Source organism: Pseudomonas sp. YNh (assembly GCF_037993085.1).
Lineage (GTDB): Bacteria > Pseudomonadota > Gammaproteobacteria > Pseudomonadales > Pseudomonadaceae > Aquipseudomonas > Aquipseudomonas putida.
Genome location: NZ_JBBMRJ010000014.1, coordinates 1 through 12,237, shown reverse-complemented (window position 1 = coordinate 12,237; position 12,237 = coordinate 1). Strand labels below are relative to the sequence as shown.

Genomic DNA, 12,237 nt, shown 5'->3' with positions numbered 1-12,237 from the left:
CGAATCAAAAGCCCCAACAAAATGCTACCAACACCAAACTCATCGAAGCCGGCAACAAACAAACTCTTTAATCGCCAATAAACAAAAAAGGAAACTTCCTACAGAAGATTCATTGATTTATAAACATTAACTTTTTGACATGAAATCAATGACCTGAAGCAAAAACATTGGTCTACGATCAGCCTTTACTTCGTTGTTCCGGCAAGAGGCTCAGCCATGGAAGACCCAGACAAGCCGCACACGACGGGCAAGGTCGATAGTGTTTTGAAGGGCGCCCACCAGTACAACTATTTTCAACTGCTTGAATTACTTTACCAACTGCATGGTGATGACCTGGAGCAGCGGCCGCCTTCTCGCGAGACGCGTCGCCGATTGCGCCTGGAAGTATCCCCCCGGCTGTCTTTCCCTGCTGCCGACGTGCTGCGTGCCGATAGCCTGGGAAGTGACCGTTACCGTATCGAGGCCAGCTTCCTCGGCCTGCATGGCACCGACTCGCCGCTGCCCACCTACTACCTCGACGAAATCGCCTACGAAAATGCCCATGGCATCGGCTTGCGCCCGGCGTACTTCAACTTCTTCAACCATCGCCTGCATACCCTGCTGCACCAGGGCTGGCGCAAGTACCGCTATTACCGGCGCTTTCAGCCAGGCGCGACAGACGGCTTCTCCCGCTACATCTTTGCCTTGATCGGCCTGGATGATGCGCAGTTGCGCGGGGCCACCCCGCTCCCCTGGAGCCGGCTGCTCAGCTTCGTAGGCATGATTGCCAGCCGCAGCCGCTCGCCCGGCATGGTGGCGGGCACGATCGCGCACTGTTTCGACCTCGAACAGGTTGCCATTCGCGAATTCGAAAAGCGTAGCGTGCAAATCCCGCCACCCCAGCGCAATCGCCTGGGCGGCTGCAACAGCCAGGTGGGCTGCAACTTTCTGCTCGGCGGCCGCACCGAGTCACGCAGCAGCAAGTTCACCATCGTGCTCGCAGGCCTGAGCCAGCAGCAGTTCCGCGAATTCCTGCCCAGCGGTGGCAACTTTCAAAAATTGAGCCGACTGCTCGACTTCCTGCTCCGAGACGTTGGGGCGTATGACCTGGAGTTGCGCCTGAACCCCACAGAAGCTCCGCCCTTCAGCCTGCGACCAGAGCACGGCACCCACCTCGGCTGGACCAGCTTCATCGCTGATCGCAATGACCCTACCCCACCCCCTGTTCGCATCACGGTACGCACATGAGTAAAAATATTCTTCAACCCGGCATCACACTGGCCGTTCTCAATCCGGAAAAACTGTTGCACGGCAGCGAGCCCCACCATCGCTTCGACAAGGCTGGCGGCACCGTTGGCAGCCAAGGCACCTGGCGATTGCATGATTGCAAGGCGCGCATCCTGCCGGTGCATTGCGAAGTCAGCTGGCATGAGGGCCATTTCTGCGTCATCGACCACAGCGGCGAGAGCTTCATGAATGGCAGTGACGCCCCACTGTTGTCAGGCACTCACATCCGCCTCAGGCATAACGACAGGCTGCAGATCGGTGAATATCAGGTTGTGATTCGCCTGTGTCACGCAAGCGAAGACCACCCGCAACAGCATGCAGCCAATGACCCGCTTTCGCAGCTACGGCTCAAGCAGCAGATATGCCCGTTGCAGGCACTGGGTTCGCCCGCGACCGCCCTGTTGAGTTTCCTTGGGGCACCACAAGCTGCACCGGCGGATGAACGAGATCCTCTGGCCTATCTGGAAAAGGCCGCAGCTGCCCGGGTTGACCCCGCCATTGCTGAAATCTTCGGTGAGGAGGCGAGATGAACAAGCGTATTGGGTTGTTGTTTGCGTGCCTGGCGTTCGGTGGCTGCACCTCGATCAGCAGGATGTACCAGGTAACAATGGACCCATCCCTGCCAATCGGTGGCCCCAACAACGACATCAGCCACGTGGCCCTGAGCCTTTATTCAGTCGCCCCACCGGCGATCATCAGCTCGGCGCAAGTTGATGCGCAGGGTCGCTCGGCGCTACCTGAGCACACGAAGAGGATGGCGGCCAACCTGGGCGCCAAGAATGCAGAAGAACTGCATGACAAGCTGAGTGCGCTGGCCGAACAGTTACATCGGAACGACCCCGCGACAGCCGAACATCAACAAGCTATCAACGGTGCAACAGCACCTGCTGCACTGGCCAGTTATGCAACGATGCAAACCAACGTGCCCACTGACGCCACCCCGCTACCGCAGCCGCAGCCTCCGTCTTCCATTGCCTTCAAGGTCCTTCAACTGAGGGACAACTCGCTGCTGCTCGATGCCACCTATGAGCAAATCGAAGAGGATTTGGACAAGGCACTGGGCACCACGCTGATCCGTGTCGATGACTATCGCCTGGTCCCAGGCCAGTTCAAGTTCAAGTTCATCGAGCATGAAGAGATCAACGAACGTACACGCTACATCGCCGTCGTGGCTCGCCTTGGTGACAACCCGCAGGGCAGTTGGAAAGATGCAGTGCGCATCCAGGCGCACGGTTACAACCACACTGTAAACGTGCACTTCGAGAATAACGGCGTGGAGCTCAGGCACGACAGTGAATACCGCCGTGACAAGTGACTTTGCACTTACAAAAAATCCCGATCCAGATTTCTGGTATCGGGATTTTCATGGCGCCTGTGGCCCCCTATCTTTCGGCCACCGCGTTGCCACTTACATCTCGCAATAGCCGCTGTGGCAAGGCGAACCCTGCGAAGAGCTGATGGGTAAAGGGGTTGTTGGCATCCGCCGCATGAAACTTGTAGCGCGCTGTATCGCCGGCAATGTTGAAGCTCAGATCGACGCTGCTTCCAGTGCGGGCATTCAGCCCGCCGCGACTGAGCAGCCTGTAGAACGACCATGGGCCGTGATACCCCAGGCTCACGGTAGTCCCTGCCGCCTGCACCAGGGACACCCGACTGTACCCGCTCTCCCCGGCAGGGCCTGGCCACGTCATGCCCAGCGGCTCCTTCCCCCTGTCGGCAAACGCATGCAGTTGCCCATCAAGCCCGAACACACTGCCACGCAATCCCTTGCTGAGGGCCACCGGTTCAAGGCCAAAGCTCACCTTCAGTTCGCCCCGGTTGTCGAAGAACGCGTTGCGGATGACATCCGCCTGCTTGAGTTGAGCCATGACCTCGGGGCGGACCAGGTAGCTTTCAGCGGCACTGGAATACAGCGCATTGAGGTTGTCCTTGAGGAACAGCGTAAGGTATTGGTCCTGAAAACGCCTGAGCTGGCCCTGCGGGCCGAAGAACGCCTCGAAGTCCTTGAGCGAAACATCCTCCCCGCCCGGGTTGATAGGGTAGCGTGAAGCCAGTCGCTGCTGATAGACGCTGTATACCTCTACATCCCAACGCTGCTCCAGCTCTCGCAACGCCATGACCATCAGCACCTGAGAGGTTTGCTCTGCGAGCTGGCGAACATGCCGGTTCAAGGGCTCGGGCAAACCGGTGGCAATGCGCTGCAGGTTGCGAATGGGGTCGGGATCTTTTTCCGAAAAGCGATTCAGGGCCACTGCAAGCGCAGCCTTGCCGCGATTGGGGTTGTCCTGGACTGCCTTGGCATAGTCATGAACGGCGCTGATCGCCTGTAGCGTTTCGTCATAGTAGGACGGTTTGTCACCCTGCCCATCGAGCATGCCGGACAAGCCGGCAAATGAGCGGTAGATGCCCATGGCCTGTGCGCGGCCGCGTTGCTCTGCCGAAGCTTGCTCGCCCTCCTGGAAGGCTTGCGGATAGATGAGCGTATTACTGCGTACGGTTTCCAGCAGGCGGCGAATCGGCGCGGCGGGCCCGGTTACCTGTTCCAGCACACTCAAGGCGTGGGCCAGATCGGTGAATTCGGTAACCGAGAACTGGTTCAGCACGCGCCGCCAACTGTCGATGTAGTCGGCGCTGTACAGGGCTCGCAGACGCTCCGTCAAGGCTTGGCGGTCTACCTCGGAGTAGTCCAGGTTACGTCGCTCGCCCAAAACCCACTGGTCGACCAAGGCATGGTCTGCCACGTTCTGGCTGTGATGCTCGAAGTAGTCCCGGAAGCCGTTTGCCGTCAGCAATGGCGCCAGCGCCAGGTTGGCATCGACCCCCGACTGGTGACCGCGCGTATTCAGCGGCACATAGACGATATCGAACGCGGGGCCGATCTCGTTGCGCAGGTCCAGCTCGCCATGCAATTGTTCCCGGGCCTGCTGTCGCAGGCTGATATAGACACGTTGGGCCAGTGGCAAGCTGCGCAACTGTTGCTGGGCTTCAGCCACGACTTTCTGGTACTCCGGCAACTCGACATCGGCATAAGCCAAGGCGTACTGCAGATGGCGCATCAATGCGGCTTGCAGTTGGCCTTGACCGGGATAGGCCTTTTGCCATTCCCGGGCCATCCACTGTTCAACCAGCTCCGGCCGGCGATTGGCGCGCTCCTCGATCATGCGCAATACACGCAGTGCCGCCAATTGCGCGTCGCTACCGGGGGCGGATTGCTTGATGGTCGCCGCCACACCGCCCGCCAGCGCCGGTAAAAAGTGTTTGGCCAGCGCATTCAGGTACGCTCGGTCCACCTGCGGGCCGATGGCCTTGCCCTGGTATAAGCCCATGTCGGTGACGCCGGTCCAGCCTGAGCGATAGTCGCCATACAGGCTCACGGCATCACGGATTTCATCCAGCGACGTCAACAGGCTGCGCCCGGTCAGGTCACTTCTGGCATCCGTACGAGTGCTGGCAAATGCCTGGCTCTTTTCCAGTACGTGCTCAGCCTTGTCACGGTTGGCGCTGTAGAAGTACAACCAACCGCCGGCAATGGCCAGCCCGCATACGCCAGCAGCTACGGCGCTGCTTTTCAGCAGCCGGGCCTTGTGCCGGGTGACCTTGTGGTTATCGCCCGCCAATCCGGCCTCGGGGTACACCACCCGTTGCAGCAGTTGCTGCGCGAAGTACACCACCGATGTGCCTTGGGGTTTGATCGATAACGCAGGGGGATCGAAGGCAAAAGCACGCGCGCTGGCATCCGCGAGCAGATTACGGACCTCACCTCGCTGGTAAACCGACGAAAAGTACAAGCCACGCACCAGCGCCGGCGTAGAGTACCGGTCGCTGCCCAGCACATCCCCCAGAAAGCCCTGCAACATCTCGTTCGCGCCGCTCAGTTCTCGCAGTAGCGAGTAGGCGCGCTTGCGCGCCGAGCGAGGTGCTGCGTCAGTAGCCTTCATCAAGTGGATACCGAGGCGCTCGACGAAGGCCTGGTAGGCCTTGCCAAGCTCTTCCTGCCAGGCATCAAAAGCCGTAACCGAACCCAGTGTAAAGGTGAAGCCCTGCACTTCTTCCCGCTCACGGGCCGCAAGCCTGGCGAACAGCGCTTCGAAGCCATCCAGCAAATCGAATTTGCTCATCACCACGTAGAGCGGCAAGCGCGTCCCCAACTCGCCACCCAGCTCCGTCAGGCGCGCACGCAGTACAACCGCCAGGTCACGTCGCTGCTGCTCGGTGCTGCTAAACAGGTTGGCCATGTCGACCAGCAGGATCACGCCATTGAGGGGGCGCCGGCTACGGTTATGGGCGAGCCAGCCGATCATGTGCTGCCACAAGCGACGCTCGATGCCGGCTGGCAGCCCGGCAGGCTCGGCCGGGTTGGCTGAGCTCGCTGACACCTCCTGCGTTGCTGGCAGTGCCTTGCCATCGCCCTCGTCATCGTGGCCTGCCGGTAGCTGGACACTTTCCGGCGCCGGCCGCTCGGGCTGGCTGATGAGTTCACCCGGCGGATCTATCAGCACCGCGTCGTCACCGATCCACCAGTCAATGGCAAAAACCAATGCAGGGTCGGTAGTCACTCGCTGGGCTGCGCTGCGCTCGGTGCGTGTGAGTGCAAAACGTTGATCAGAACGGCTGACGAAGCTCGACTTGCCCGCATTCTCCTCACCGAGGATGAGGTACCACGGCACATCATAGCGATGCCCTCGCCCGCCCTGGCTGTTGCGCAATCGGGCCAGGCTGGCGTCGAGCGAACGCTGTTGGGCCTGGAGGTACACCAGGCACGGGTCATCGGCCTGGCGCTGCTGCCGGTGCTGCTCACGCACGATTGCCCCGTTGCGTCGGTACACCTGTGCGCTCCATGCCAGCAACGGCATGACCACCAGCAGCACAGTAGCTGCAACCCGCACAGGCAGGTCGGCCAGCGGTTGCCACTCGCGCCAACGCCAGTCGGGGCCCGACCACCATAACCAGACCAGCGCCACGGCAAGACCAAGCAGCACCGCGCAAACAATTACCGGCATTGCCTGGCGTTGAACCAACGCCAAACCCTGCAGCAGATACTCCCTTTTCACTTTCATGGCGGCAAACCCTACCGACTGCATATTGATCGAGCATCAAACTTGCTCACAGCCAGAGACAGTAGCAGCACCTCAAAACAACATCCAATGCTATCAACCAAGAAATAAGATCTAACACTTTCAAGGCAGACAACCGCTGGTGCTTTGCACTATCAAAATAGGGCACTGGAGAATCTAAGACATCTTTCCCGGCAACTTGTAGGACCGTTCCTACAAATAACAAAAGTCGACACCACTCAACTTTTACGAAAGACGCAAGATAGAGCAGCGGCAGAACACACATGAAATTTAAAGATTGGTTCATGCAGGAAAAACAGTATCTTCAGCAGCTCGGCGACGACTTTGTCGAGGACGAGCCGCGGCTGGCGCCTTTTCTCGGCAGCACAGCCTCGGCACCGCATGCCGCGCACGTGCTGGAGCACTTCGCCTTTCTGACCGCACGCGTGGCCATGAAGATCAACGACCACCTGCCCGAATTGACTCACCCGCTGCTGCAACTGGTCTATCCCAACTACCTGCGCCCGTTGCCAAGCATGACGCTGATGCAGTTCCAGCCCGTCGATAACGCGCTGAGCGAAACACAGGTGCTGCCCAAGGGCACACAGGTGTTCTCCCGCCCCGTTGCGGGCGTGAGCTGCGAGTTCCGCACCTGCGCGGAGCTGGCCATCGCGCCACTGGAAATCCGCACTGTCAGGTTGCAGCCCGGCGCCGAATCGGCGGTCATGTTGATCGAGCTGGGCGCCTTGTCTGAGCAACCGTTGCAGCGCATGAAGTGCGACCACCTGCGCTTTCACCTGACTGGCGGCAGCCGCAATGCCCTGACCCTCTATCAGTGGCTGGCGCAACACCTGGACAAGCTCTACATCAACATCGGCCAGCAGTGCTTTGCCTTACCCGCTTCAGTGACCTTCGTCGGCTTCGCGGCCGATGAAGCCCTGCTGCCCAGCCCCGGCGAGCAGCTGGATGGCTACCGCATCCTGCAGGAGTTCTTCTGCTTCCCCGAGCGCTTTCATGGTTTTCGCGTTGCAGGGCTGGAGAGCTACTGGCCCGATCAGGCGGCCACACCCATCCAGCTGGAATTCCACTTCAATGCGCCGTTTCCGCCAGATGTACAGATCGACAGGACGACTGTGCTGCTCAACTGCACCCCCGCCATCAACCTGTTCAGCCGCCGGGCCGAGCCCATCCCCCTGAATGGACAACCCACCCATGAAACCGTGCAAATGGGGCGAAAGGGCCGCGAAGGGGATGAGATTTTCAGCATTGACCGTGTCTGCAGCCAGCGCCAGAAATCCAGGCATCACGTCCAGGACTTCCAAGCCTTCGATTCGCTGAGCCGTGGCTACCCACTGGACGAACCCACCCCCACCCGCTACTACAAGCTGGACATCGAGCATGAGCCGATCAACGACAAGGTTCGACACCGCATACGACTGGTGCAACACGACCTTGCGCCCTACCTGGGCGTGCATGAGGAACTGAACATTGACCTGACCTGCAGCAGCGGTAGCCGTGCACACCAGCTGAAGGTTGGCGAAATTGATGCGACGACACAGGACACGCCGTCGTTCGTCAACTATCGCAACCTGACCCGCCCCACCCCAAGCTATCCGCCCGTGCTGCAAAGCGGTGCGCAAGGTGAATGCCACTGGGCGCTGATCTCCAATCTGGCCCTGAACCGCCTGTCGCTCTCCTCGCCTGCCGCCCTGGCGTCGGTGCTGCGGGTGTACGACTTTGTCGGGGCTCATGACCTGCAGCAGAAGCGCAGGACCACCCAGCGCCTCGACGCCATCAGGCAGGTGGACAGCGAACCCTATGACTGGCTGATCAAAGGCCGCCCCGTACGCGGCTTGCGTACCACCCTGCACATCGACCCTGCAGGCTTCGAGTGCGAGGGCGAGTTGCAGCTGTTTGGCAACGTGCTTTCACATTTCATGGCGTTGTACGCCAGCAGCAACGCCTTTCATCAACTGCAGATCATCAACACCGCCAACGCAACCCACCAGCTTTGGCCCGCCCGTACCGGGCGACAGCCGGTGATGTGACCAGGAGGTCCACGCATGCAAAGCGCACCTGAACGTGATTACCAAAAAATCCTGGCAGATAGCCACGATTCGCCGCCACCCAGCGAACTGTTTCCGCATATCGACGCACTGGCCTTCGACACCCGATCAAACACCCTTAACCCTATTCTTGATATCGCTTCGCCCTTGCTGGGTCTGGTCATTCGCCTGGAGGGCACCGAACGCTATGCACATGTCGAGCAGCTGCACGCGCACGTCAAGACCATGATCTACGGCATGGTCGAGGAGGTGCGCCAGCTGGAGCACTGCGATGAAGGTGACCGCGTGGTGTTCTCGTACTGCCTGTGCTGCGTGGTGGACGAAGCTGTAATGGCCACGCCCTGGGGCAGCGACTCACCGTGGAAGGCGGAGTCCCTGCTCAGTGCCATCCACCAGGAAACGTGGGGCGGCGAGAAGTTCTTCAGCGTGCTGGAGCGCCTGTTGGCGGCCCCCGAAGGCCGCTATGACCTGTTCGTGTTTCTGTATTGGTGCCTGGCTCTGGGCTATCGCGGCAAGTACGCCAACCAGACCAATGGCGACGCGGAGCTAGAGGTTTGGCTCACCCGCATCCGAAACCGGGTCAATGAACTGCGTGGCGCAAAGGCCAGCGCCGAACCGCTCACCGAGCCGCTGAAAAACGTCGCGCCCCGGCATTACCGCATGCAACGGCAACTGCCCTGGTGGACGCCATGGGTTGTCATGGTGGTGTTCTGCACAGGCGTGTATCTGTACTTCGCCAGCAAACTGGACAGCATTACTCAGCAAGTACTGATTTCACTGCAATCAATGCTGCAGCAATAAACTCGGCACTTCCGATTTGATTTGACTCAACAGTCACTGCGCTTATGAGCGCAGTAAGTACGGCTTTGCCATGTGAAATCCAAAAGCCGCACTTTCAGAAACTTCCTACAAATTTTTAGGAAGCACTTATGACGACCCGGAATGGATTCCTCGCTATGGTCCCGAGTGCACTTGTACCACACGCGTTATAACGCGCCCGGTTTCATGAACCTGCCCGATGGGATGACCCGCAGGAGTTCGCATGAGCAACTTGAACGATGTGCGCTTTACCTTCAGCACCCCCGCCGATGAGGCGATTGCGTTTGACGTGGTGTCATTCGAACTGACCGAAGGGGTCAGCCAGCTGTATCGACTGGAAGTCCAACTGGTCAGCTTCGCCGACAACGCCGACTTCGCCAACCTGCTCGACCAGCCCGCCGTGCTGACCCTCTGGCAGCAACAACAGCCGGTGCGCCATGTGCACGGTCTGATCAGCCGCTTCGAACAGGGCAAGACCGGCCACCGCCGTACCCGCTACCGCGCCGTGATCGAACCACAGCTGGCACGCGCCGGCCTGCAATCGGACTGGCGCATCTTTCAGCACCGCACGGTGCCGAAGCTGCTGGAAGAGCAGTTCCGCGCGCGTCGGTGGGGCACGCTGACCCAGCATCTGGACGATTCGCACCAAAACCGCGAGTTCTGCGTGCAGGCCGGTGAAACGGACCTGGATTTCTTCTGGCGCCTGTGCGCCGAAGAAGGCCTGATCTCGATATTCGAACACAGCGAAGGCAGCCATGGCCTTATCCAGGTGGACCAGATCAGCCAGTTGGGCATGCTCGAGGGCGAACCGGTGCTGTACGTCGCCAACCGCGGTGGCACGGACCCGCAGCCCTGCCTGCACCAGTTCACCTACCGCGAGCAGGTAAGCACCAGTGTGCAGGTACAGCGCGACTACACCTTCACCCACCCGCGCTACAACCTGGAACACACCCTGTACCCCAAGGACATGGGCAACCAGGGCAACGACTACGAGCGTTATAACTACCCCGGCCGCTATAAGCACGACAACGCCGGCAAGCCGTTCACCCAAACCCGGGCTGACGCGCTGTTTGGTAACGCCCGTGTGGCCGAGGTCGTAGGTGACGATGCGCGCGTGCAACCGGGTATTGCCTTTCAGCTGGAGGGGCATGCCCGTGAAGACATGAACATCCTCTGGCGGCCCATGCACATCACGCACAAGGGCCACCAGTTCACGGCGCTGGAAGAAGATGCCGCCGAGGCAGAAATCGGGGCTTCGTACACGCTTACCGCCAGCCTCATTCCGGCCACCGTCCAGTGGCACGGGCCTGCCCGCCCCAAACCCGTGATCGAAGGCCCGCAGATGGCCAAGGTGGTCGGCCCACCCGGCGAGGAAATCTACTGCGATGAGCACGGCCGCGTACGCGTGCAGTTTCCATGGGACCGCCTGGGGCAGGACGATGAGAAGAGTTCGTGCTGGGTGCGGGTGACCCAGGCGTGGGCGGGGGCCACCTGGGGCCACATGGCGATACCCCGTGTCGGCCAGGAAGTGGTGGTCAGCTTTCTCAACGGCGACCCCGACCAGCCGATGATCACCGGGCGCAGCTACCACATCGTCAACCGCGCACCGTATCGCCTGCCCGAGTTCAAGGCACTCAGCCCGATCCGCAGCAAGGAGCATCACGGCCAGCGGCATAATGAACTGCGCCTGGACGACACCACCGGGCAGATCAGCGCAGCGCTGATGAGTGACCACGATCACACAGCGCTGTATCTCGGATACCTCACGCATCCGCGTCATTTCGGCGGGCAGCCCCGCGGGCAGGGCTTCGAATTGCGCACCGACACCCACGGCGTGATTCGCGCTGGCGGTGGCTTGCTGCTGACCACCGAACTGCGCGCCCGCGGCGTCCAGCATCACACCGACCTGGCCGAAACCGCCGAGCGCTTGCAGACCGCCCAGCAGTACCACACCACCTTCGCCAGGGTAGCCCGCGATCACCAGGCCCAGGACAGCGGCGATCAGGATGAAGTGGGCGAAGCCCTGAAGGCACAGCATGACGCCATCTGCGGCTATGGCGGCAACCCGCAGGCCAACCGCTTTCCGGAACTGGTCGACCCACAATTGGTGCTTGCCAGCCCAACCGGTATCGCGACCACAACCCCGGAATCGACCCACATCGCCAGCGGCGAGCACCTGGGCCTGAGTACGGGTGGCCACACCAGCATGGCCATCGGCAAACGGCTGCTGATCAGTGCCAGCCGAGGGGTACGGCAGTTCGTGCAGAGCATGGGCTGGCGACTGGTCGCTGCCTCCGGCGACATCGACCTGAAAGCACTCAAGGACAACATCAACCTGCTGGCCAAGCTGAAGATCACCGCCACGGCCGAACGCATCACCCTTACGGCCAAAGAGGAGCTGGTCATTCAGGGCGGCGGTAGCAGTACTACCTACAATGCAGGCGGCATTCTGCATGCGACGGCAGGTACTTACACCGGGCACGCAACCGACTTCATCTACAAGAGTGCGCAAAGCCAGACAGCCACCTTCTCAGAAGCCCCAAAAGCGGCCAAAGGCAATCTTGACCTGTTCCGCGACTACGCCAACAACCACCCATTGAAAGGCGCCTCCTATCAAGTGGAGGATGCTCTGGGCCAGGTGCTCACGGGCAAGCTGGGCGAAACAGGGTCTGCGGCGGTCGCAGCGGTCAGCCCTGGCCCCACTGCAGTTGATTTCGAGAAAGACCCTGCCGCCCCGTGGGACGCCGGCAGCTACTTCGACAACCTGACAAAAAACTTCTCAGGCCCGGGTACAGCGCTGCCCCCCCCTATCTCACTCCAGAACAGCGAAGGGCTCGCCAAGCATGGCGCACAAATGCTCACAGCCACCCTGGACGCCATTGCCCCTTCCTTAACCCCTACCAACCAGACCAGCACTGCTGCGCGCCTGGCCAGCGCACTCACCCAAGAGGGGGGCTGAAGCAATGAATGCACAAGCCAAGCAAGAAATCGAAGCGCGCGAAGTCGCCCTCGTCCCGTTGAACAATCTGGTC

The 12,237-nt window shown here is 60.5% G+C and carries 7 protein-coding genes; 6 read left to right on the top strand and 1 reads right to left on the bottom strand.

Annotated features, from left to right (window positions below):
• Nucleotides 1-216 precede the first annotated feature (216 nt).
• Genes tssG through tssJ form a run of 3 tightly spaced genes read left to right on the top strand, consistent with a single transcriptional unit; the run spans nucleotide 217 to nucleotide 2,581 of the window.
• The gene (gene tssG, locus WF331_RS15800) at nucleotides 217-1,227 is read left to right on the top strand and encodes a type VI secretion system baseplate subunit TssG (RefSeq protein ID WP_340623080.1); all 1,011 of its coding nucleotides are present in this window, start codon (nucleotides 217-219) and stop codon (nucleotides 1,225-1,227) included.
• A complete protein-coding gene (locus WF331_RS15795; protein WP_340623079.1) occupies nucleotides 1,224-1,796 on the top strand; it encodes an FHA domain-containing protein in 573 nt (190 codons plus the stop codon). Before tssG ends, WF331_RS15795 begins: the two co-directional genes overlap by 4 nt.
• Entirely contained in the window at nucleotides 1,793-2,581 is a 789-nt protein-coding gene (gene tssJ, locus WF331_RS15790; protein ID WP_340623078.1) for a type VI secretion system lipoprotein TssJ, read from the top strand. Before WF331_RS15795 ends, tssJ begins: the two co-directional genes overlap by 4 nt.
• Nucleotides 2,582-2,648: 67 nt before the next feature.
• Here the strand turns inward: tssJ and tssM are convergent, their stop codons facing one another.
• Nucleotides 2,649-6,323, bottom strand: a complete 3,675-nt coding sequence (gene tssM / locus WF331_RS15785) for a type VI secretion system membrane subunit TssM (RefSeq protein ID WP_340623077.1) — start codon at nucleotides 6,321-6,323, stop codon at nucleotides 2,649-2,651.
• Nucleotides 6,324-6,604: 281 nt separating this feature from the next.
• Here tssM and tssF point away from each other — a divergent pair, with 281 nt between their 5' ends.
• The 3 genes from tssF (at nucleotide 6,605) to WF331_RS15770 (ending at nucleotide 12,164) form a co-directional block, all read left to right on the top strand.
• Entirely contained in the window at nucleotides 6,605-8,368 is a 1,764-nt protein-coding gene (tssF, locus tag WF331_RS15780) for a type VI secretion system baseplate subunit TssF (RefSeq protein WP_340623076.1), read from the top strand.
• 15 nt (nucleotides 8,369-8,383) lie between these two features.
• Nucleotides 8,384-9,187 (top strand): type IVB secretion system protein IcmH/DotU, encoded by an 804-nt coding sequence (icmH, locus tag WF331_RS15775; protein WP_284397817.1) that lies wholly within the window; start codon nucleotides 8,384-8,386, stop codon nucleotides 9,185-9,187.
• Between the two features lie 241 nt (nucleotides 9,188-9,428).
• Nucleotides 9,429-12,164 (top strand): type VI secretion system Vgr family protein, encoded by a 2,736-nt coding sequence (locus WF331_RS15770; RefSeq protein ID WP_284397814.1) that lies wholly within the window; start codon nucleotides 9,429-9,431, stop codon nucleotides 12,162-12,164.
• The last annotated feature ends 73 nt before the right edge of the window (nucleotides 12,165-12,237 follow it).

Bases quoted from the DNA above. Each gene is read 5' to 3' on its own strand.
- tssJ (WP_340623078.1), top strand. From the start codon at position 1,793: ATGAACAAGCGTATTGGGTTGTTGTTTGCGTGCCTGGCGTTCGGTGGC.
- tssM (WP_340623077.1), bottom strand. From the start codon at position 6,323: ATGAAAGTGAAAAGGGAGTATCTGCTGCAGGGTTTGGCGTTGGTTCAA.
- icmH (WP_284397817.1), top strand. From the start codon at position 8,384: ATGCAAAGCGCACCTGAACGTGATTACCAAAAAATCCTGGCAGATAGC.
- tssG (WP_340623080.1), top strand. From the start codon at position 217: ATGGAAGACCCAGACAAGCCGCACACGACGGGCAAGGTCGATAGTGTT.
- WF331_RS15795 (WP_340623079.1), top strand. From the start codon at position 1,224: ATGAGTAAAAATATTCTTCAACCCGGCATCACACTGGCCGTTCTCAAT.
- tssF (WP_340623076.1), top strand. From the start codon at position 6,605: ATGAAATTTAAAGATTGGTTCATGCAGGAAAAACAGTATCTTCAGCAG.
- WF331_RS15770 (WP_284397814.1), top strand. From the start codon at position 9,429: ATGAGCAACTTGAACGATGTGCGCTTTACCTTCAGCACCCCCGCCGAT.